Source organism: Phocaeicola sp. RTP21198st1_B8_RTP21198_201120, from assembly GCF_040929485.1.
Taxonomy (GTDB): domain Bacteria; phylum Bacteroidota; class Bacteroidia; order Bacteroidales; family Bacteroidaceae; genus Phocaeicola; species Phocaeicola dorei.
Window position 1 is genome coordinate 229,246 of record NZ_JBCOCI010000002.1, and the last position, 24,063, is coordinate 253,308.

14 protein-coding genes are annotated in these 24,063 nt (G+C 39.7%); 7 read left to right on the top strand and 7 right to left on the bottom strand.

All coding sequences use genetic code 11. The features are described from left to right. Window positions 1-22: 22 nt before the first annotated feature. The 3 genes from AB5935_RS02345 to AB5935_RS02355 form a co-directional block, all read right to left on the bottom strand. Window positions 23-3,916 carry an ATP-binding protein gene (locus AB5935_RS02345; protein ID WP_368327321.1) on the bottom strand — a complete coding sequence of 1,298 codons (3,894 nt, stop codon included), beginning with the start codon at window positions 3,914-3,916 and terminating at the stop codon, window positions 23-25. 207 nt (window positions 3,917-4,123) lie between these two features. Beyond that, the gene (locus AB5935_RS02350; protein ID WP_038608460.1) at window positions 4,124-6,580 is read right to left on the bottom strand and encodes a glycosyl hydrolase family 95 catalytic domain-containing protein; all 2,457 of its coding nucleotides are present in this window, start codon (window positions 6,578-6,580) and stop codon (window positions 4,124-4,126) included. A gap of 98 nt (window positions 6,581-6,678) precedes the next feature. Then, window positions 6,679-7,899, bottom strand: a complete 1,221-nt coding sequence (locus tag AB5935_RS02355) for a M16 family metallopeptidase (protein ID WP_007834412.1) — start codon at window positions 7,897-7,899, stop codon at window positions 6,679-6,681. Window positions 7,900-8,003: 104 nt separating this feature from the next. Between AB5935_RS02355 and AB5935_RS02360 the strand changes: the two genes are divergently transcribed. The 4 genes from AB5935_RS02360 to AB5935_RS02375 all read left to right on the top strand — a co-directional run bounded on the left by AB5935_RS02360 (window position 8,004) and on the right by AB5935_RS02375 (window position 11,262). Further along, window positions 8,004-8,537, top strand: coding sequence for a TIGR00730 family Rossman fold protein (locus AB5935_RS02360; RefSeq protein WP_011965115.1), 534 nt, complete (start codon window positions 8,004-8,006; stop codon window positions 8,535-8,537). A 17-nt stretch (window positions 8,538-8,554) separates the two neighbouring features. Then, on the top strand, window positions 8,555-9,157 hold the full coding sequence (locus AB5935_RS02365) for an SIS domain-containing protein (RefSeq protein ID WP_007834415.1): 603 nt from the start codon (window positions 8,555-8,557) through the stop codon (window positions 9,155-9,157). Between the two features lie 107 nt (window positions 9,158-9,264). Continuing rightward, complete coding sequence (locus tag AB5935_RS02370) at window positions 9,265-10,185, top strand: carbohydrate kinase family protein (RefSeq protein WP_008653984.1); 921 nt, start codon at window positions 9,265-9,267, stop codon at window positions 10,183-10,185. A 39-nt stretch (window positions 10,186-10,224) separates the two neighbouring features. Beyond that, window positions 10,225-11,262, top strand: a complete 1,038-nt coding sequence (locus AB5935_RS02375; RefSeq protein ID WP_007834417.1) for a glycoside hydrolase family 18 protein — start codon at window positions 10,225-10,227, stop codon at window positions 11,260-11,262. 5 nt (window positions 11,263-11,267) lie between these two features. On the opposite strand, the gene AB5935_RS02380 is transcribed toward AB5935_RS02375, so the two are convergent. From AB5935_RS02380 to AB5935_RS02390, 3 genes are read right to left on the bottom strand one after another with little or no spacing between them, the layout of a single operon-like run. Further along, a complete protein-coding gene (locus AB5935_RS02380) occupies window positions 11,268-13,796 on the bottom strand; it encodes a M1 family metallopeptidase (RefSeq protein ID WP_038612152.1) in 2,529 nt (842 codons plus the stop codon). Window positions 13,797-13,799: 3 nt separating this feature from the next. Continuing rightward, window positions 13,800-14,927 carry a tRNA 2-thiouridine(34) synthase MnmA gene (gene mnmA, locus AB5935_RS02385; RefSeq protein ID WP_008653979.1) on the bottom strand — a complete coding sequence of 376 codons (1,128 nt, stop codon included), beginning with the start codon at window positions 14,925-14,927 and terminating at the stop codon, window positions 13,800-13,802. Next, complete coding sequence (locus tag AB5935_RS02390; protein ID WP_007834423.1) at window positions 14,927-15,706, bottom strand: 4Fe-4S binding protein; 780 nt, start codon at window positions 15,704-15,706, stop codon at window positions 14,927-14,929. Before AB5935_RS02390 ends, mnmA begins: the two co-directional genes overlap by 1 nt. A 595-nt stretch (window positions 15,707-16,301) precedes the next feature. Here AB5935_RS02390 and AB5935_RS02395 point away from each other — a divergent pair. From AB5935_RS02395 to AB5935_RS02405, 3 genes are all read left to right on the top strand, one after another. After that, the gene (locus tag AB5935_RS02395; protein WP_195593477.1) at window positions 16,302-16,793 is read left to right on the top strand and encodes a helix-turn-helix domain-containing protein; all 492 of its coding nucleotides are present in this window, start codon (window positions 16,302-16,304) and stop codon (window positions 16,791-16,793) included. 48 nt (window positions 16,794-16,841) lie between these two features. Then, entirely contained in the window at window positions 16,842-19,958 is a 3,117-nt protein-coding gene (locus AB5935_RS02400; RefSeq protein WP_120053420.1) for a PL29 family lyase N-terminal domain-containing protein, read from the top strand. Window positions 19,959-20,046: 88 nt separating this feature from the next. After that, entirely contained in the window at window positions 20,047-21,162 is a 1,116-nt protein-coding gene (locus tag AB5935_RS02405; RefSeq protein ID WP_032934427.1) for a clostripain-related cysteine peptidase, read from the top strand. 293 nt (window positions 21,163-21,455) lie between these two features. Here AB5935_RS02405 and AB5935_RS02410 read toward each other — a convergent pair whose 3' ends face one another. Further along, window positions 21,456-24,056: a PL29 family lyase N-terminal domain-containing protein gene (locus AB5935_RS02410; protein ID WP_038608483.1), complete on the bottom strand. Its 2,601-nt coding sequence runs from the start codon at window positions 24,054-24,056 to the stop codon at window positions 21,456-21,458. Between the last annotated feature and the right edge of the window lie 7 nt (window positions 24,057-24,063).

Genomic DNA, 24,063 nt, shown 5'->3' on the forward strand with positions numbered 1-24,063 from the left:
GTATGGAGTATTCCCGATTCTTCTATTTGCAAGAAGGTCGGGAATCTTTTTTCCTATAATCAGACGGACTCATTCCCACTATATTCTTAAATACAGTACTGAAATTACGTGAGTGTTTGAATCCTGTCTGTTCTGCCACTTCGCCAATGGATAATGTGGTCGTGTCTAATAATTTACGTGCATATTCCAGACGGCATTTAATGATGTATTCGCTGATGCCCATATCCATCATCCCTTTAGTCTTATTGTAGAGTGATGCACGGCTCATTCCCATTTGTTGTGCTATGAAATTAACGTCCATATTTACATTGCTGATATTTTCATTGATAATGCGGTTGAATTGGATCATTAGCTGTTCATTGATATAATTCAGGTTCTCCTGTTTTTGTATAGGGATATCTATGGTGGCATAGTGATTTTTCATGAAGTTGTGATTATGCATGATATTCTGTATCTGAATAAACAGCAAATCCATATCGAACGGTTTGGTAATATAGGCTTCTGCGCCCATTTTGTATCCTTCTTCCATACTGGTGTCATCAACGCAGGAGGTAAGTAAGATTACGGGCATGTAGTTTAAATCAGGCTTTTGTTTAATATAGCGACATAGTTCGAAGCCGTTCATGCGAGGCATTTTTATGTCACTTAATACAATTTGGGGACGTCGTGACGTGAGGATAGGGAGTGCTTCCATACCATCATGGGCTTCATATACTTCTTCAAACAGAACTTGTAGATTACAAATCAGGTAATTACATAAGTCACGATCATCTTCCACTATTAAAATAGAATGGAATTTCTCTATGCTGTCTTGTTGAGGTTGTTTGCGATCTATGTCGGCTGATAGATGTAATGCGTCATTCAAATAGGTTTGAGGTGTGGATTGAATGTCGGCGGCTTCCTGTCTATACGGTAAGGTGAAAAAGAAGGTCGCTCCTTTGGTTTCATTATTTTGTGCTCCGATAATGCCTCCATGCATTTCGACCAGTTGTTTGGCATATGACAAGCCGATTCCTGAACCTTGCAGGCTATGTTTGCCTTGATAGAAACGGGTGAATAAGTTGGCGATGTCCTCTTTTTGAAGTCCTGTTCCTTCGTCCTTTACAGTTATCCGGATGCGGTTCCCGTTGCCTTCCAGATAAGTGGAAACTGTAACGGTAGAGTTTTCTTCGCTGAATTTATAGGCATTTGTCAAGAGGTTATTTATAATGATTTCGCATTGGCTATGGTCGAAATACATACTATCTATAGCAGTATCGGGAGCAAATATCAACGAAATGTTACGTAATGAAAGTTCATCCTTGAAATCATTCAGGATACTTTGCAGCCATTCATTAAAAGGCGCGGGAGACATGCGCAGGATATTCTTCTCCACCTCCATTTTGCGCATGTTCAGAATCATGTCAATGATATTTTTCATTTGGCGTGCCTGTTTGAATGCACCATATAGCTTGCTACGGAGTTCGTATGGGATTTGCTTGCTGTTTGTGAGTTGTTTCAGCGGTGTATAGATTAAGGTTAAAGGAGTGCGTAGTTCATGGTTGATATTGATTAACGCTTTTACCTTTTCCTTATAGATGGTACGTTCTTGTTCCTTGTATTTTCGTTTCAGATGTTGGTCGTGGGCTCGTATGACATAGATAATGGAAAGAATAATGATGACTGCACATATTAGGATGAACCAAGACTGCTGCCACCACGGAGGAAGAACGGTAAATTTCAGTAACGTGAATTCAGAACTCCAATTCCCATCGTTTTGGGTACATTGAACAGTTATGCTGTAATTACCCGGAGAGATGGTGTGCAAAATAAGATGAGGACGGGATGTTTCCGTGTATTCTTTATTTAACCCTTTTATGCGGAACCGATATATACGCTTGTGAAAAACATTTTCTCCTTCTAGTTGTGTATGTATTTGTAGAGAGGAGAAATTGTAAGGAATTTCCATCGTTGATTGGGAATTGAAGGGGACTATAGTACCGTTTAAAGATACTTCCTGTAATTCAAGAGTGATGGGCGGAGGAATGGAGGCAGATTTTAGGGCTTTGTTTATTCGTACCAATCCTTCAGAACCACCCATGTATATATTGCCGTCACTAGCCACCAATACAGGTTTGGCCAAGAAATCATTAGGTAATACTCCATCCATTTCATTGTAGATTACAAAATGATTTTTTTGTGGATTATAAGCGTATATGATCCCTAATGATCCCATCCATACGATTCCTTCATGATCGATGACTAAAGAAGTGATTACGTCGTTTCCATCGGGTAACTTTAAGGGCTCTTTACGGTTTGAGGGCAGGTAAATTCGGGTAATTCCGTTAGGTCCTGCTATCCATAGAGTCCCTAAAGTGTCAATGCTTGCAGCTAATATTTGGTTGTTCTTCTCATAAGCTATGGTTTCGTATTCATTCTTTTCTTTATTGTACTGGAATACGTTGCTTCGGTCGTGAAAAAAAGGATAAGTACGGTATTTTCCCATATAGACCCAGGAATATTGCAATTGTTGATTACTGGGAAAAATGGGAATCAATTGTTGACTACCGGGTATATATCGATAAAAAGCATTGCCATATAGTTCGATTTCGTTTTGATCATTAACTCGTATATTGGTGGGTGCACTGGAGCTTGCCAGCTTTGTTTCTGCATCTTTGTCCGGAAGAGAGAAACGTTGGTAGCTTCCAGTCTTTTTATTGAAACGAAAAATTCCTTTTGAGAAACTGGACGCTAGCAGTTCGGTTTCGGATAAAGGACAAATAGATACTATCTTTTCTCCCAATGTTTGCGGATAGTGGGTAAAATGTTCCGTTTGCGGGTCAAAGCAGTTGATGCCGCCTCCATCTGTACCAATCCAGATTCGTCCGTCTTTGTCTTCCCATAAACATAAGGGGCATTTGTCGGATAAACCTGAGGCTGGGTTTTGTGCAGCTTTGGTATAGGTGGTGATAAAGCCTTTTTCTGCTCCTAATACTCCTTCCCGGACCATACCTATCCACATGTGGTTGTTGCTATGGCATAGGCATGTTACTGAATTGGCTGGGAATTGTCGGTTTTCCTTGTTTGATAAGATTTGAATATCACGAGTGTCCGGATAGATGATATTCACTCCGCCTCCGTCTGTTGCCAGCCAAATGGTTTTATTCCATTCTGTTATATCAAGAACGATATCGTTGCTCAAGTTTGAATTACGGGTATTATAGGAGGTCAGCAGTTGTCCGTCCTGATTATAACATTTTACTCCTTGCCCATAGAAGGAAACCCAGTAATGTCCGGAAGAATCCTTATATAGATCGTATGCATTGGATGATTCACCGAATGGAGAATCGGTTATTTCTCCTGTATGTTTATTTAATAACTTTATTTTCCATGCATTGTTTATTATCAAGTAATGAGTGGAATCGAAAGGCTCCATCTTGATAATACGGATTCCTGTTGTTTTTAAAGGGATTGCTTTGGAATGTTTTAATTCTTTTTCATATACAAGTAATGTGTCGGTTACAGGTATCAACAGTTTGCTTCCTTCTGTTGCTATAATGGAAGTCTTTACCGGTTTATTATGCCGCAGAAAGATTTGCAGGGAGTCTTTCTCATATTCATAATAACTGATTCCTTGTGAGGTGACCGCCCATATCCGCTCTTCATTATCTCCGAAAATATCGTTGATGTAGTGGCTGTTTTTACGTAATAAGTCCGGTAGATTATATTTCTTGATTTTTTCTCCATAGAAACGATATATTCCCTGAGTGGTTCCGACCCATAATGAACCGTTTTTGTCATCGTATAGGGATGTTATAGAGGTTGGAAGCCCTTCTTTAATAGAAAGTTGTTTAAAATGATAATAAGGACGGTTGATGGAATAAGTCTTTATGATAAAACAACATAGAGCCAGGATTACATAGACGGTTTTTCTCATTCAGATAAGGTCTTAAAACAAATATTTGTACAAATATAAGAAATAGGTTTTGAAATTCAAAGCGGTAAAGAGGATATTGATAATCGAGAATAGCTGTGATATTATATGTAATTTGTCATTCTGAACAGATGTAGAAGATAACATAGTGTTCAGAATGACAAAATAGATTGGAGAATGAGGGGGATTTGTCTGACAGGTTTTTTGTCCTTATAATGGGATTTTTTTCAGTTTTTCATTCTCAACCATTATTTTATATTTCTTTCCTTTAGTTGTCTTAAAGGTAAAAGTCCGGTTACCATATCTCAGATTGCAGGGTTCACCGGCTTTGGACAAAATAACGGCCTCTTTTAATTTACCATCCTGCCAGGTAATGTTAATTTCAAAGTTACCTTTGGCACAAAGCCCCTTTACAGAACCTTCTTTCCATGCGTCTGGCAAGGCTGGGAGCAATTGGATGAATCCCATGTGACTTTGCAACAGCATTTCTGTGATACCGGCAGTTCCGCCAAAGTTACCGTCAATTTGAAAAGGCGGATGGGTATCCCATAAGTTGTCCAAAGTCCCATTTTTTAGTAAGTTGCCAAATAGTTTGTAGGCGTGGTTACCGTCTTGCAGACGTGCCCATTGATTCAGTTTCCATCCCATACTCCAGCCGGTAGCTCCGTCACCGCGGTGTTCTAAAACAACTTTGGCGGCATGGGTCAATTCGGGAGTCATAATTGGTGAGAGGGTGTGTCCCGGATGCAGTCCGAATAAATGGTTGACGTGACGATGCTCGTCTTTGGGGTCGTCTATGTCTGTTGACCATTCCATTAACTGACCATAACGTCCTATTTGATAGGGTACAAGATGGTTCAATACATATTGCCATTGTTTACGGTCTTTGGAATCGACACCCAGTGCTTTGCTGGCATCAATAGCATTGAGTAATATTTCGCGGACTACAGCATGTACAAAAGTGGCTCCTTGGTCTACAGGTCCATGCTCGGGAGAAGTGGAAGGAGCAGCAGTATAGGTTCCGTCCGGTTTATGCCATAAATAGTCTACAGCGAAGTTGGCACTGCTCTTGATAAGATCATAGCCTACTTCTTTCAGGAATTTTTTGTCGCGGGTGTAATCATAGTATTCCCAAATGTGAGTTGCCAGCCAAGGACCTGCCATCGGGTTAAAGTTCCAGGACATATTTTCATCGGTCAAAGGGGAGGTGAATCCGAAAATGTTTCCGGAGATGGAGGCTGTCCATCCACGTGCGCCGAAATAGGCTTGGGCTGTCTTTTCTCCCGGTTTCACCAAGGTACGGATGAAGTCTATCAAAGGCCATACACATTCGTTCAGATTGGTGGAGCAAGCAGGCCAGTAGTTCATCTGGATGTTGATATTATTATGGTAATCTACATGCCATGGGCCATCTACCCCGTTGGCCCACATTCCTTGCAGGTTGGCCGGGAGATTGCCGGGGCGTGAACTGGCAATTAATAAGTATCGCCCGAACTGATAATAGATTTCTTCCAGCCGGTAGTCCGGATTTCCTTTGCGATAGCGTGCTAGACGTTGATAGGTGGGGAGGTCTGTAACGGCAGGATATTGTAAGGTCATGGGAGCACGAGGGTTCAGTTGTAGTTGGACTCTTCCAAACAGTTGGGTATAGTCCGTTTTGTGCCGTTCGCATAATTCGTTGTAACTTTTGGCGGCGGCAGCGTCCATCATGGCTAGGGTTGTTTGTTCCGGATCAGGACCGACATACGTCTTGGGGTCTTTGAAGTCTGGATTGAAGTTGAGTTTATAATCGGTATCTGCGGTCAGCAGAAAAATGACCTCATCCGCATTGCGGACAATGAATTTGCCATCAGTCGTGTTCAGGCTTCCTCCTTTGTTTATGGCTTGTATGCGGAGAGCAAATTTCATTTGGTTGTTTTTGAGGCAACCGGTATAGAGTAAACGATTGGGACCGTCTGCTTTGATATCACCTATGGCTTCAGGGTTGCTGCCATAGCTGAATATCAGGTTTTGCATACCGGGACGGTCGGCTGTGAACTTCAGCACCATCACGCTGTCGGGATAGGAAACAAAGTATTTACGCTCGTAGTTCACTTCATCTTTGCGAAAACTGACTACTGCCATGGCCGAGTCAAGAGACAGGATGCGTTTATAATTGGTCATACCGATCTCACTTAAACCGGTTTCGATGTAAGCTTCTCCTAATGTAGTAAAGGAGCCGAAACGAAAAGGTGTTTCACGGCTTGGCTCATAATCGGCTAGTCCGTTGAAATTTTTGCAGGTAAGTTCTTCTGCTTTTTTCTGGTTGCCGTCTGTAAATGCTTGGCGGATTTCGGGTAATAGGTGTGCTGACTCTTTATTTACGTTCCAATAATAAGCTGCTCCCTTTTCTGTGTTTGGTCCTCCACGCCATAGTGTCTTTTCGTTTAAAGTGATTCGTTCTGCCGCTATAGATCCCATAACATTGCCTCCCAAACTGCCGTTTCCTATGGGGAGCGAGTTGTTTTCCCACGCTTTGTCTGTTGCAGGAGAATACCAGGAAGCGCGTCCGTCCAAATTATTAGGGGTATCAAACCAGATGCTCAATCCTTTGGTGTAATCTGTACTCTGTGCCTGTAAGGAAGCTGCGAATAGGCTTCCTAAAATGCATAGCTGAAGTTTCTTCATAAATTAATGATATTAGTTAAAGGTATTTCTACAAAAATACAATTAGATTTTTATTTGTGAGAAATGTAATGTTTGAAATTTAGGGTGATTTCCTGTTTTTATAGGTATATCAGGGTTGAAAGATAATTTTCATCGAACATTTCATTGGCGATATCCCACAAATGTTCTGCTGTCAGCATTTCTATCCGTTTGAATACTTCTTCCGGACCTTCAAATTTACCATAGTGTAAGAAAGTTTTTCCCATATCCAATGCATTGTTCTCAAAATTGTCTCCGGCAACCCCTATTTGTCCGATGATTTGTTTTTTTGCAGCATTCAGTTGTGAGGAACTTAGTTTGCTGTCACGCAGTTTTTTCAATTCTTTATGAACTAGTCCGATGCAACGGTCTGCATCTTCCGGATCAGTTCCGAAATAGATGCAGAACACTCCTGTGTCTGTGTATGAGGTCAGATTGGCTTCTACGTTATAGACCAGCCCCCGGCGTTCGCGCAAGGAAACGTTTAGCCGGCTGTTCATACCAGGTCCGCCCAACAGATTGTTAAGCAGGTAAAGTCCGGTTCGTTTTTCATTATATGCATTATATCCCCGGCTGCCTATCATTACATGGGCTTGATGTGTTTCTTTATTCAGTGTCAATGCCTTAGGAATATAGAGAAAAGGTTCTGTCCGTTGGCGTTCAGTAATGGAAAAAGGGATGTCGGCTGTCACTTTCTCTATGGTGCGTATCACTTTTTTAAAGTCTATATTGCCTTGAATGAAAAAGATCATATTGGTAGCTTTGTAAAAACGGGAAGTGAAATTCAAGGCATGTTTGCTTTTGAAACTACGCAATAAGTCCGGTTTTCCCAAAATATTTCTTCCCAAAGGATGATCGGGAAATATCAATTCCTCAAAATCATCAAAAATCAGTTCTGACGGACTGTCTTCATAACTTTGTATTTCATCAATAATCACTTCCACTTCTTTGTCAATCTCATGTTGTGGGAAGGTGCTGTGAAATACAATATCTGCCAGCAATTCTGCTGCCCGTGAGAAGTGTTCTACCAGGAAAGCACTGTATATCACTGTTTCTTCCTTATTTGTATATGCATTTAAATCTCCGCCTACATTTTCCATGCGGTTCAGGATGTGCCATGCATGTCTTTTTTGTGTTCCTTTAAAGATAAGGTGTTCCACGAAATGGGCCATTCCCTGTTCTTGTTCGTTTTCATCACGGGTTCCGGCATCGACGGCAAAGCCGCAATAGGCTACATTAGACTGATTGGGAGCGTGAATAATGCGCAGCCCGTTAGGCAAGGTGAAAGTATTGTATGACATTGTTTTTTGCTTCAAATAAGTTTCGGTTGGCAAAAATACAACAAAAGTTATTGCCGTTCTTCAAAAAATGCAGATATTTGTATTTACTAACAGAAAACAAGATGATGGATAAAATTGCTATTTTCTGTTCCGCATCCGAGAATATAGAGCCTGTGTTTTTTGAAAAAGCACGTGAGTTGGGCGTTTGGATGGGACAAAACAAGAAGACGTTAGTGTATGGAGGTGCTAATATCGGATTGATGGAATGTATTGCCAAGGCAGCCAAAGACAACGGTTCGATGATAATGGGAGTTATTCCGACCAAATTGGAAGAACGTGGACGAGCCAGCGATTTGGTGGATGTGACTTTCCGTACGGATAATTTGAGTGATCGTAAAGATGTGATGTTGAATGAGTCGGATGTAGTGATAGCTTTGCCGGGAGGAGTGGGTACACTGGATGAGGTTTTTCATGTAATGGCGGCCGCTACGCTGGACTATCATCGTAAAAAAGTAATTTTTTATAATATAAATGGCTTTTGGAATGGCATTATCGACTTTTTGGCCGGATTGGAGAGGCAGCATTTTGCCCATCATCCGTTGAACAGTTATTTTGCTGTTGCCAATGACTTGAGAGAACTAACCGAACTACTTAAATAATATTCATGTAACCTATTATGATGACATCTATACACGAATTGTTGCAGAAAGAGGCTCAGGCTGTTTTGAATATTCCTATAACTGATGCTTATGAGAAAGCAGTGGAATTGATTGTTGAGCAAATACACCGTAAAAAAGGAAAGCTGGTGACTACCGGTATGGGTAAGGCTGGACAGATAGCTATGAATATAGCTACGACTTTTTGCTCTACAGGTATTCCGGCAGTGTTTTTACATCCCAGTGAAGCCCAACATGGGGATTTGGGGATTTTGCAGGAGAATGATTTGCTGCTTCTGATTTCTAATTCAGGAAAAACCCGTGAAATTGTGGAACTGACACAACTTGCACATAATTTGAACCCGAAGTTGAAATATATTGTTATTACCGGAAATGCGGATAGTCCATTGGCTAGAGAATCTGATATTTGCTTGTGTACAGGGCATCCTGATGAAGTGTGTGCTCTGGGTATGACCCCCACAACTTCAACTACGGTTATGACTGTGATAGGTGATATTTTGGTAGTGGAAACCATGAAAAAGACCGGTTTTACCATCGAAGAGTATAGTAAACGTCATCATGGAGGATACTTAGGTGAGCGTTCACGTGAGTTAAGTAAGTAAAAAAAATAGAACCAACCGGAAGGCAAGGAACACAAATAGAATTTTATTAAAGGACTTGTGTCATTTGTGTTCCGGTTTTATGTATATATTAAATTGTAAATATAAAAATGAGAAAAGTAATAGGTATAGGTGAAACCATTCTGGATATTCTTTTTAAAGATAGCCAACCTACGGCAGCAGTTCCCGGTGGCTCGGTTTTCAATGGAATTATTTCATTGGGGCGTTTGGGAGTCAATGTAACTTTTATCAGTGAAACGGGAAATGATAAAGTGGGCGATATTATTCTGAAGTTTATGCGAGAGAATGGAGTAAGCACAGATCATGTGAATGTGTTTCCTGAAGGAAAGTCACCTGTGTCTTTAGCTTTTCTGAATGAACAGAATGATGCTGAATATCTTTTTTATAAAGATTATCCACGGTTGAGGCTGGATGTGACAATGCCTGAAATACATCGGGATGACATTGTGATGATCGGCTCTTATTATGCTGTAACGCCTCAATTGCGTGATAAAGTAAAAGAACTGTTGGATAAAGCTCGTGAAAAAGGGGCTATCATTTATTATGACGTGAATTTCCGCAGTACTCACAAGAACGAGGCGATAAAGCTGCTTCCTGTTATTCTTGAGAATTTTGAATATGCTGATATTATTCGTGGCTCCGTTGAGGATTTTGAGAATATGTTTGGTTTGACAGATGCGGATAAGGTTTATAAAAGTAAGATTGAATTTTATTGTCCGCATTTTATTTGCACGCACGGTGGAAAAGGAATTCGCCTGTATACAAAGAATATAAAAAAGCATTATGAAGCGGATCCTTTGCAGACTGTCAGTACAGTGGGAGCCGGAGATAATTTTAACGCCGGAGTAGTTTTCGGATTGCTAAAATATCGTATCCGTCGGGATGATTTGGATGAACTGTCGGAAGATGACTGGGACCATGTGATTCGTTGTGGAAAGGATTTCAGTGCCGATGTTTGTATGAGTTTGAATAATTCAATTTCAAAAGAGTTTGCTGCCGGTTACAAATAAATCGAATAGCTCTCATTGTTTTAAACTCTTTTATTATGTATGAGAACCTTTAAATTAATAGCAGGTCTTTTCTTTTTGCTACTGGTGGTTGCTTGTCAGGACAAAAAGCGGTCTTCGCAGATTAAGGTAGCGGAGAATGAGTCGAAATATGTGGTTCTGGCATATGTCACTTCATGGGGAGAAAGTACGCCCGATCCGGCATGTTTGACCCATATTAATTATGCATTTGGGCATGTTACAGATAATTTCAAAGGAATACGTATAGATAATGAACCACGTTTGCAAATGGTGGTGGGGCTGCGTGAAAAAAAAACGTCTTTGAAAGTTTTGCTGTCTGTAGGCGGATGGGGAAGCAGTAGGTTTAGTGAGATGGCACAGACAGATAGTACACGTATGGCGTTTGCTGCAGATTGTAAACGGGTGATAGACCAGTTTGATTTGGACGGAATTGATATAGATTGGGAATATCCCGGTATAGGAACTGCCGGTGTATCTTTTTCGCCGGAGGATACTGATAACTTTTCTTTGTTGATGAAGGATGTACGCCATGCTATCGGTAAAGACAAACTGCTGACCATTGCTACACAGGCAGGTGCCAAATATTACAACTTAAGGGCTGTCGAACCTTATGTGGATTATGTCAATATCATGACATACGATATGGAGGAATCTCCTAATCACCATTCGGCCTTGTACCGTTCGGAAATGGCTGAGGAATGGTCTTGCGAGGATGCGGTTGCCGCCCATGTTGCCGCAGGTTTTCCTGTCGGACGCTTGGTATTGGGTATTCCGTTCTATGGGCATGGGACTAATGAAGCTCCAGAATTATTGGATTATCGTCATATTATCGCTTTGGATTCTTTACAGAGTTGTTGGGATAGCGCGGCACAAGTTCCTTATATGGTAAATTCGCAAGGACATGTGGTCGTTAATTATGAAAATGCCCAATCCATCGCATTCAAGTGTCAGTTCCTGCATCAGAAAGGGATGCTGGGGGCTATGTACTGGGATTATGATAGCGATGATGAAAAGGGTACATTACGCCATGCCGTCTATCAAGGTGTAATGAACCCTTGACTCTTTCAGCTTATTTTTTCTTTATCTGCATATTTCCTGTAGAGAGGATAAGCCGCTTGCAGTATTTTGTTCTTTAATAAAGGAGAATAGTCGGGATAAACCGATAAAAAAGTTTCTACTGCTTTGTAGGCCGCTTCGCTATCGTGATTCCTTAATAAAGCCCCGACCCAATTGCGGGGGAAAAAGATATCTCCGGTACGTTGAACCTCTGTTAGTTCTTCTAATGCCGGACGGATATATTTCACCGCATAATCCTTTCTTGTAGAATGATTCAGATAGCTTAAGGTCGTAGCTGCCCAGGGCTCAATCCTTCTGTTTTCCGCTTGCAATAAAGATTGGAACAAACTGTCCAATTTTAAAGTATCGGCAGTCATCGCACGTGATATGAAATCGAATTGACGTAGACGGTCCGGATTGTGGATGCGTTGGCGCTGTGTCTTAAGTATTTCTTTTCCTTGTTCAGGTATACGCAAGGCCAGTTCGTAGGCCAATGTAGTGTAATCTTTTTCATTTAATTGTTGGACTCTTTCGGTTTCCCATAAGGAATAAAGGCACTGAATCATAGCCGGACTTGCTGTTTCTGTAATTAGAAGGCGTAATAACTGGATGCGACAAGAAGGAATCGGATGAGAATAGCTGAGTCTATAAAGCTCATTTTCTATTTTATCACGTTCTACCGAAGATGTCTCTTGCAGAGGAGAGGACAAGTAATTGGTTAATGTCGAAGCTATCAACGGGTTCTTTTCACAATGTATTCCGTTGAGTAATGCATTCATCCATGTAGTATTCGGAATTCTTTTTGCTTGATAATTTTCATGCATCATCATTAAAACTGCCTGTCGGGTTGTTTCATTGTCTATTTCTTGCCAATGTTCCAGCAGCCAGTGGAGACTGTTGTTGTCAGGAATAAACAAACCATATCCTCTTCCGTCCGTATTGGGCAAAATACGGGTGGGGGTAAAGGGTAACGTAATACGGCATAAGTTGTCTGTCAGGCTAGCTTCTATCGTTGTGTCTCTTGTTCCGCAAAGGGTGATATTGAATTTTTGAGGCCAGTTTAATCCTCTTTGATATGAGTCTTGCTGATGTATGGTCAGCTGTTTGCCGGATACTTCGAAATTGATTATCGGCATTCCTTTTTGGTTTACCCATACATCGCTGAAAGCGGTTAGATCTTGCTCTGTTTTACTGTTTAGAATTTGTATCAAGTCATCCCAAGTAGCGTTGGCGTAAGCGTAAGTTTTTAAATATTCTTGAATCCCTTCCCGAAATGCTTCTTTTCCCATTAATTCCACCAGTTTTACCATCATGACAGGGGCTTTGTTATAAATGATCTGTCCATAAATTAATCCTGCATTTTGAAGGTTATCTAGCGGTTGCCGGATTGCAGTGGTTCCGGGTGTACGGTCTTCTGACAAGGATGCGGCTGTATAAGTCTTCATCCAATTCAGCTGGTGATTGACTTGTGGGAATAATGGTTCGGTAATCAGAGCTGCAAAATAATTGGCAAATACCTCTTTAGTCCAGACATCATCAAACCAGTTCATCGTTACTAAATCGCCGAACCACATGTGAGCGGTTTCGTGGGCGATTAATTGGGTTCGGCGAAGTTCTTCATCAGGAGTGGGATTTTCGCTTAGGAACATTTGCGTGTCATTATATAAGGTGGCGCCTGTGTGCTCCATACCTCCATATTGGAATCCCGGCAAGATAATAAAATCGTATTTGGCAAAAGGGTAGGGGACATTGGTGTATTCTTCCAGCCAGTTCAGCGAAGCGGTCACTTGTTTGAAGATGGTATCTAATTGGGCTACTTTTTTAGAATCTGTTTCGCGGTAGTATGCTGAGATTTTCCGATTGCCTTCTGTATATTCTTGATGTTCTAATTTACCGGTGACAAAGGAAAAGAGATAAGTGCTTAATGGTTCAGTTGGGGCAAAAGTTACCGTTTTGCAGTTGCCTTTTGTTTCTTCTTTAGTAATATAGGTATTGGAAACAGCTTTCCATGCTGTTGGTATATCCAGTCGTAGGGAAAATGTGGCTTTCAGATTCGGCTGTTCGAAACAAGGGAATAAGGTACGGGCACGGTCGGGCACTAATAGCGTATACAGAAATTCATCATTTCTGTTTAGCGACTGGTTGCCGGCAATAAATTTGATAGTGATATTATTTTTGCCTTCTACTATATTTTTTTCAGGTAGGATGATGTGCTCGTTATGGAATTCATAACGGGCAGTTTGTCCATTGACGGATACCGATTTTATTTTTTCAGGCTTTTCTCTGAAGTCGAGAATAATTTCTTGCGGTGCATCCAGATTAAATTCAATGGCAATCTCTCCATTTACCGGAACTGATTTTTGTTCAGGAATGGAGAAATATAGCTTATATTTCAACTCTTTAATCTCCTGTTTGCGCAGTATTGCCAGTTCTTGCGATACGCCCTCGTCGTAGAAACGAGGATTGCTTGTTGTCTGTTGGCAACTGCATAATAATAAGTTGCACATGACAATAAGATATCCGATATATGTTTTCATCATCTAAAATTTATCTTGGTTATCTGCTGCAATTTTTCGGATGCCGCGCTGTGAAGCTATGAATGCACCTCCTAATACTCGTTTCCCCTCGTAAAAAACGGCTGATTGTCCGGGAGCGATGGCGGATGCTTCGGAAAGGAAACGGACCAATAGTTGTTTTTCATCTAATACGAGCACTTGACATGGAATAGGCTTGCTGCGATAGCGGATACGTACTGACAAGTCCTTGCATTGTAGTAAATCCTGCATTTCTGTGATATGATAGTCTTCTACCAACATATATTCTGCTTTAAGTTCCTCGGCGTCCCCTAACATGACTGTATTCTTTTCTGCATTGATGCGTAGAACGTATGCAGGATGCCCCAAAGCGATTTCCAACCCTTTCCGTTGACCTATTGTATAATAAGGAAAGCCTTTGTGCTGACCTATCTTGACTCCTTTACTATTTACAAACCATCCCGGTCCTACTTGGGTGTCAATATCCGGGCATTGCGAACGCAGAAAGTTTCGGTAATCCCCTTCTATAAAGCAGATTTCCATACTTTCACCTCCACGAGCCTTCGCTTCGAATCCCTTTTGTCGGAGATATTCCCGTACTTCCTGCTTGGTATAAGTTCCCAATGGAAAGAGAAAACGTTGAAGTATCTCCTGAGGAAGTTTCCATAGAAAATAGGATTGGTCTTTTGTCTGATCATCTCCCGCTACGATATACAGTTTTCCCTTCCGTTCTTCCAGTCTGCAATAATGCCCGGTAGAGATATGAGCACAATTCGTTTGGTCCGCCCATTCACAGAGAATTCGCTCTTTGAATAGCGGATTGCAAAGGACACAAGGATTGGGAGTTCTTCCTTGCATATACTCATCAATGAAGTGTTTTACAATAATCTGTTTGAACTCTTTCCTCACATCAGCTACATGGTGTTCTATTCCCAGCCGTTCTGCCAAGGCTTTTGCTTCCAGCACATCATCAGGTTCATCTTGACCGGGGGTGGAAAAGCGGGAAGGGACATCCCACGTTCTCATGGTAACTCCTACCACTTCATATCCTTGTTCTTGCAGCATGATGCAAGTGGCGGAGCTATCTATTCCGCCACTCATTCCTACCAAGACTCTTTTATCTCTGTTATTCATTATATAAATAGTTCAGGTTCACGGCGTGCCGCACATTTTTGGTGCAGCATGGGAGTGTAAGGAGTATCAAAAACTCGTGCACCATTAGGGCATTCTTTTACACAAGCGCAGCACTTGATGCATTTGGTAATCTCTGTTTCTATTTTTCCTTCATCGCTTAAAGCAATGGCATGAGTAGGACATACTTCGATACATTCGCCACAGGCAAAACATTCTTCTGTGCAAACTGGAGCGGCAGGAGTAGAGGGGCCTACAAAGCGATAAGGTATATTTCCTTTTATGTAAAAATCGGATAATATTTCATCTTTCTCCAGTTTTGTCAGACAGTCTTTCCCAAATTGTTCCGCAGTCTGTAAATCGGTAATATCCGGACGACCTTCCGCAATGGGCATGTTAGGACGGCTATAACTGTGTTCACCAATAAAGGCACCGGCAGCCAGTGGAGTGAACCCTAATTGAATAGTTTCATCTCTCAATTCGACTAGTGCATCTTCGTAATCGCGGTTACCATATACAGTGATTAAAATAGCCGGAGCATTGTTGCCTCTTAATCTTCGTAGCCGTTGCAATGCTATTGGGGCTACCCTTCCTGCATACACAGGAACTGCAATGATCGTGATAGAATCTTTGATTTCTATCGGACTACTATTCTCATCTGTAGTGAGATCTATTTCTATTCTTTTGCCCATACCTATACTTCCTCCGATGGCACGGGCTATTTTCGCGGACGTATGTGTAGGCGAAAAAAATATGATGTGATTGCTTGTATATGTTTTCATAAACGCAAATATAGTGACTTTTGTCCAAAGGTAACCAAATATATAGATAAGATGTACAAGGATATCGAAGATTATTGTAACATGGGTGTAAAATATGATTGGTAAAATGGTATTCTATACCTTTGGTTAATAGAAGTGATATAATAGATTATACAGGTTAAATTATACTTAGTTGTGAACAATAAAAAGCCCCTGTTTAGGACGATTAAAAGATTTTTTAACCGGAAAATAAGTGACATGATTTTATGTGATGATTGTTAATCCTTACTGACTTGAGATGTTATATAAAAGGAGAATGTTAGATTTTTGTTTTTCTTTTTATAGAGAATAAAGTGCGTTTCATCTGTTATAAACCTTGCTTTGTCGATGTATTTATACTATTATATATAAGATATATAATGAAAGTAATTACTGACTTTAATAGGCTTTTAAGGCTTTCTATAGTTGTTTGTGAGGTAAAGAATATATAGATATTCCTATTTCTTAAAATATTCCTGTATTTTATAAAGATTTTTAGTGGAAAGTCTTGCAGAATAGAGTAAAATGGGTACTTTTGTCCGATGAAATTATGGCTATTATAGAAACTGACTAAAATATGGATGCTCTATTTCAAACGCAAAGCAATGAGCTTTCTACTATAACGCAGAAAGAAAAGCTGTTTAAAGATGCAGAACGGCAGTGGAATACACTGTCTTCCGAGAAAGGAGCGCCCGGAAGAAAAGTTGATTTTGAGATCTATAAAAGCATTTTGTATAACCTAGAAATCAGAAAAGTATATTTGGATTCAAAGCTCTCTTTAGAAAAGTTTAGTTCAATAGTCGGCACGAATACGACCTACCTGAGTAATGCGGTGAACAACTACTTCGGATGCAACTTCAAGCAGCTTCTTAATAAATATCGTGTTGAGTATGCAAAGTCCTTATTACTAGAGGGTACGTATTCAACCAGTTCTCTTTTTAGGAAGTGTGGGTTTGCATCCCAAAGCGTTTTTTATGCCGCATTTCATAAAGTGGTCGGCGCATCTCCCTTGCAGTTTCTATATAAAGCACCATCCAAACGCGGAAAAAGATTTAAAGTCCTTTTATAACAATAACATTTTGAGTTTTTAAATTTATAAATTTAAAGTTTTTCTATTATGAACAAAAAATTTTTAAGTGCAATCCTGTTCGGAGCCCTTATGGTCACTTCAACAGGAACATTTGTATCTTGTAAGGATTACGATGACGACATCGACCGCTTGGATCAAGAAATATCCAATGTGAAAGATGCAATCAAGGCCCTTGAAGACAAAGTAGGCTCAGGCAAATATGTCGAAAGCTGTACTCCGTTCACTGATGGTAATGGTGGTTATGAAATCAAATTCAGTGATGGAGAGACCATTAAATTATACAATGGTGCAAAAGGAGAACAAGGTGAACCAGGCAAACCAGGTACTCCGGGTACTTCTGCTGATGATTATGTAGTATCAGTAGAAGAAGGTGAGTCAGCTTATGAATTAGTTATTACTTACGCTAATGGCACTAAAAAGACTATCAGTATGCCTAAAGCTACTTCTGTAGTTAGCGGAGTTAAGTTTATCCCTACTTTCCTTTCTGAAGGTGAAGCTGCCAGAATCCATTTCCCTACCATCGTTACTGATAGTGTGGCAGGTAAAACAGAGATTGCAGGTGCAGATTGGAGTGAAAGTAACTTTAATACATTTAAAATCGTTTACTCAGGTAAGGCAGACGTGAAGTATCAGGTAAATCCTAACAGCGTATCATTCAAGGATATGGAAGTGGTAGGATTTGTTCGTGATACTGCTGAAATATGGAACTACAATACAAATAACAAGAATTGGGAATTGTTCAATGCCGGACAAAAGCTATACACTGATGGAAAAATCACCGTTGATTCTTATAAAGAAGGACATGGTATGTTAAACTTCCGTGTAAAGGATTGGGCTTTTGCTGAGCAATCTAATCTGGACGAAAGAACAGTATATTCATTGAGAATTAAGAACAATGACCAAATCGTTCATTCTGATTTTGTTCCCGCCAAGCATGAAGTAATTTTGCAGAAGAACGTACATTTGGTTAAAGTCGCTGATGCATTTGACCAAACTAACGCTCCTGCTCAGATTAAAAATGCAATTGCTCCTAACAAGGTAAATTATAGAGAATTCATCGAAGATGAATATTATCTTAACACCTTGAATCCGACTGGTACTGAAGAGGCTAAATTAAAAGCTTATCAAGCAGATAAAGCCAAGTTCGAAGCCAATGCTGAAAACCAGTTATATAAGGGAGATACTGAATCTAAAGATGATGCAAACCGTATTGTTGTAGAACTGAATTACACGGGCGATGGACATTCAAAAGATTTAAGAGATATCGTAACTTCTTTCTTTGATAACCGTAGTGGAAAAGCCAAAGATGCTCAGTATCCTTTGATGGATAATGGTTTTGATGACTATTCATTGGTGTTTGAACCGGTTGACTTCTACTATGATGGTGTTAACCAGACTAAACGTTACTTGGAAGTTACCAAAGATGGTGTTGCTACAGTAAAACAAACTCCGGACCCGATTTGGGGTGCAGAAACTGATGCCAGTCACACAGCTGCTATAGACAGAACTCCTATTGTTCGTGTGAAACTGGTAGCACCGGGTGAAGACAATGGTAATGTAGTTAAAACAGCAATCATCAAGATTCACATTGTACGCAAGACAGTTGTTCCTGAAATTAATGTTACAGAAACAAAAGATGTCACTCTGAAACATATCAATCAAGTTCTTGATATGGATATGGATAAGATATTCAACCATAAAGATGTACAGTTGAGCAAAGACGAATTCCGTAAGACTTATGAGTTTGTTCCTGAATTTGCGACAGCAGACGAGGCTAAACAACACGCTGTATATGCATGGGACGGAAAAGATAATAAAGACTATTCATTAGATCCGAATTTTGTTCCTGAAGAATATAATCAGCTGTTCGTTACAGTGAAGAATACAGCATTCTCTCGTCATGACGATCACGACGTTTACACTGTTAAGGGTACATACAAGCCAAATGCTGATCATAAGGGATTACCTGACATCCATGTTACTTATACTATCAATGTGAAGTATCCGAATGTGGTTGCTCCTGAAAAGACCAAGTTGAACTGGGTAGATGATTCTTACTTCATTGCTCACGGTAGATATGATAACTTTGATGCTCCTAAAACTTATGAAATGGTTGCAGCATTGAATGACGAATTCGATTTGATCAACTATAATCCTTATAAGGGTCAGACTCATGATAAGGATTGGGCTAGAGCTACCTTGTCATTCGAATTGGTTGACCAGCATAATAATGCATCTAAGATAGCTGACGGTCACAATTCCGGTATTCGTTTGTATCAAGGTAAAGACAATAAGTGGTATATCGCCTTGGAAGCAACAGACGCAGGACGTGCTTGGATCAATGCTGCTGACGCTAAAGATTTGAAGAAGATCAAAATGCGTGCTGTAGTAAGCTTCAACGAAGATGTTGACGGATTGTATGGTACTTGCAACAAGGAAGCCAATGCTCATAACAAGTATGCTAAAGAAGATTACAATAACTTCTCTTGCGATACTATCAATATGGTAAACAATACTCCTTGGGCTAAAGATCATACTACTAATTATACTGGTGCTGCTGCTCCTGAAAATGGACGTTCTACAGTGGTTATCGATGAATTTGAAGTTGCATTTGTAACTCCGATGGTATTCCACGCTTACGAAGCAGGTCCTTTGTATGACAAGTACCAAGAAGCTGAAAATACAGTATCATTGAAGGATGCATTCTTCTTGTCAGATTATCTGTGGTCTGAAGGTGCTCAGGCACAATTCAATAACAACCATGTTATCTATGACCACAAAGATATGGCTGAGAATAATACTTTGGTTCAAACTGGTAATAATGCAGGCTGGTCACAAAAACTGGTAGTTACCAACAACGTATTCGATGTCAATACAACAGTTAACTTCCAGGTTTCTAAGGCATACTTTGCTGATGGAAGTGAATTGGATGCTGAAAACATGAATAAGATCAAGCTTGATAATACTAAGCAGACTATCACATGGATTAACAATGGTGAAGATATTGCCCAACCGTTTACTATTGATGTAGAAGTTTGTGTAAATCACAAGTGGGGCGGTATCTGCGAGCATACTTGGAAGGGAGATCTCGGACATTCTGTCGGAACTATCCAAATTCAGGTTAAAAAGCACAATGATAAGTAATTAATACGCTCATTGTTTATTTAAAAAGAGGGGGGCAAAATGTTCCCCTCTTTTAGTCTTTACAATCGTTTATCCAATTATATTGTGTATGAAGTATATATATGCTGTCTGTTTTCTGTTATTAGTATGTGGCTGTCATAAAGAAAATGACACCCCCGTTGTTTTACCTGCACGGACACTATTGGTTTATCTGGGAGGAGATAATAATCTTGATGCGGAAACCTATGACAAACTTGTTCAAATTAAAAATGGATGGCAAGACGGAACAGATGGAAAAATAATAGTGTATCAGGATACACCATTTAAGGACTCTCCACGATTGATGGAAATTGATGGAAAAAGTGAGAAAGGCTATATTACCATACATACCTATGATCAAGAAAACTCAGCCTCCCCCCAAGTACTTAAACGAGTTATAAATGACGTAACTCGGCTTTATCCTGCTAAAAGCTACGGTTTAATCGTGTTTTCCCATGGCAGTGGCTGGCTTCCTTCACATACATTGGTCAATGGCTCGCGGTCCATCATCATTGATAATGATAATGAAATGGAAATAACAGATTTTGCCATGGCTCTTCCAGACCATTTATTTGAATTCATTATCTTTGAAGCATGTAATATGGCAGGTATTGAGGTGGCTTATGAATTAAGAAATAAAGCAGCATATATCATGGCTTCCTCTGCCCCAGTAGTATCTCCGGGATTCACTCCTATCTATGCCGGCAGCATATCCTGTCTGCTTGAAGAAACTGCTGATTTGCAAAGATTTGCAGAAAATTATTTTCATTATTGGAATTTGATGGAAGGCGATAAACGTTCTGCTACCATTAGCATAATAAAAACTGCCGGATTATCAAATTTAGCGAATTTGATACGACAGATCAATACAGAAATATCTGGTTCTTTCCTCCCGGTCGGTAACCTTCAAAATTATGATGGAGTTTTAAAAGCCCCATTCTATTTTTTTGATTTCGCTCAATGTTATCAATCATTATCAGATGAAAATACATACAATGCACTTCAAGAGTGTATCAGCCAATGTGTGGTTTACAAAAGAAATACTCCTTTTTATGCTACGGAAGAAGGAACATTCCCTATCACAGCATTTTCAGGTATGACCACTTTTATCATGCAGAGAGAACTTAATGACTTAAATGAGGAATATACAAAACTACAATGGTATAAAGATACTAATACACATTAGAGAATATGTAGGATAACTTTCTATGGAATGACATTTGGGGAGAAATCTTTTATCAGTTCAAAGAGATAAGACATATATAAAGATCTACTACTTTTTTACATCAATAGAATACAATTTAATTATTATAATATACAGAAAATTATTAGCTCAAAGGAATAGAATTAACAGAAGAAATTATTACTAAACATTGATGTTACTATTCAAAGAAATAAATAACTAAGATAGTTATTCTATAAGTTAAAAGGGGCTGTCCCTGAAAAACAGCCCCTTTATATTATATACCAATTTTAATATTATTCGAATGCAATTGTAGCGGTTGTCACAATGCCTGCGAAGTCAGTGAATGTTAGAACTAAAGTACCCTTATCACCGATTTGGGTATTTACCAATTTAATACCTTCGCTATCTGAAACGGCAGTAACATTATTCAAGCCGTCTACGCCATAAGCTACTTTAACTTTGTCTGCAGCAGTAGAATTAGATTCTTGAACAGTTACACCTTCGATTGCAGGAATGCTATTGCATACAGCAGATTCTCCCTTACCATACTGTAATGCCAAACCATTCTTCTTATTATTAGCAGTAGTAAGTTTAGCGATAGTAAAGTCCGCACCAACCTTAGCAGTTGCACCAGCTACATTATTAGTATAGTAAACCAACTTAGCACCTTCAAAGATAGACATGATCTTAGTAGTGAACTTAGAAGACTTAACAGTCAAGTCATTTACACCTCCAAATGTATAAGAAGCTACAACACCCAATTCATTAACTTTCAAAGTCTTATTAGTATTTTGGATATTCTGTAGAGTTACAGAAGCACTTGATTGGTTTGCTATAACATCCTTATTATCCACTTTGTCAATTGCCAACTTGATATCATTTACAGCAGCCTTTGTATTGGGAAGGAATGCTCTTGTGAAGTTTACCACAGGTGTATTAGCAACTGAAGCTGTCAAACGGGCAACAAACTTACCATCTTCCCAAGCAGTTGTGTTCTTGAACAGTTTATCCCAAGCAGGCAGAGCAACTGTTACAGGAATTGTAACTGTCTTGATTGTGCTAACGGCAGTACCTGATTTTTGATCCTTGATTGTCAAAGTCAAATTATAGTTACCTGGCTTAGCCTTAGCATTAACATTACCATTTACGGCAATCTTCATCCAACGGATATTGCGAGCATCTGAGTTAGCTAATACTACTTCACCATTATTTGCTGATCCATCTACAAATTTATCAGCAGGTTTACCATCCTTATCAGTATAGAATGTTACATTAGTAGAAGTCAAGTCATTTGCCAAGAAATTAACTTGATCTTTAACATTTTCAACAGTAATCTGAGTTAACTTATTAATTTCTTCAGCATTAGCAGCAGACAAGCTAGAGAAGGCATCCTTCAAATCTACAACAATAGCATTTAAATCTCCGCTGTCATCCAAACCTAATTCATAAGTAGTAGCGGCGATAGTTTGAGTATCATCAGATTTGACACCACCAATCTTCAATGTTATGTTTTTGGTTGTTTCCTTTCCGTCAACACTCATGATATGGACAGTAGCAATCACTTCTTCTGCTTTTGCAGATTCTTTAATAGACAGATTCATACCATTAGCAGAAACGCCTAACTTTTCAGCTTTTGCTGTCTGAGTACCTTCAAAAGCAATGTAACCATCATAGAACTTAGAATCTGAGCAAACTAATGATGAAGAGCCAACAGGTACTTCAATATTACTGTTGTTGTCCAGTGCTTTGTTATGATTGTTTCCTATTGATTTCAGGTTAGTTGTACTCAAAGTAATACCATTTCCAACTGTTGTAGCATTTGTAATGGCATTATCTTTAGCCACTTTTACAGCAATTGTATAATCGGTATAAACTTTACCATTAATACGTAAAGCGTACAATTTTGCATTATAGGTGGAATTATCCCATGCACCAAATACTTTTGTAATATTATCTTTAGTAACATCACTCTTCAAAGTGATAGCTAAATTCCATTTACCATTAGTTGCAGCAGCTCTAGGAGCGGTTGCAGCACCATCAGTACTATTCGGAGTGGCAACGATATTAACGGGAGCGATATCACCTTTTGTGTCAATTAATTCAAGTGTCATGCCTGATAAATCCACACTGGCAGGAGTAACAGATAATAATCCTTCAGCAGGTGCTATTTGTCCAATCATCAACTGGTTGGCTGCAATATTTCCTTTGGGTCCTTTCCAATCAATCTTTCCATTGCTCTTATAGCCCCAATCAAGCCCAGTTGCAGAAGAGGTGGTGGTAACAGCTCCGAATGTTAGATCGCCAATCATGATTTCTGTAATTGTAGAAGAGGCAGTCGGTAATTTGATAACCTTTTCACCATCAGCACTATATACTGTCAATGTATAGCCTGTAGCTTCAGTTCCAGTAACAGTAATACCAGATACAGGGATATTTGTATTTTCATATTCACCCTTTTCATTCAAAGTGTACCAATATCCACCTTCTGCTTTGACAGGAGCTTTTGCAGCATCTTTGGCAGGGAAAATACCTGTACCTTTACCATCAATCTTCAATTCACCAGTCTTTTCATCAACAGTAACTTGCTGAGCATCTTTACCCGGAGTTCCAGGAGCACCAGCTTCACCATCTTTTACATCCAAAGTAACGGTTACAGTACTTCCTTTAGAGAAAGTAAAAGTCATTCCTTTGCCATCAGCAGTCTTGGTGATACCTGTTACATAATCACCATTCTCTACTTTTGTCTGCAAAGCTGCCAGCTGAGATTTCAAATCGGTCAACGTAGCGTTGATCTCATCGATTTCGTCATCATAGTCTTTACAAGATACAAACGTTCCTGTTGAAGAAACCATCAAGGCTCCGAACAGGATTGCACTTAAAAATTTTTTGTTCATAATAGAA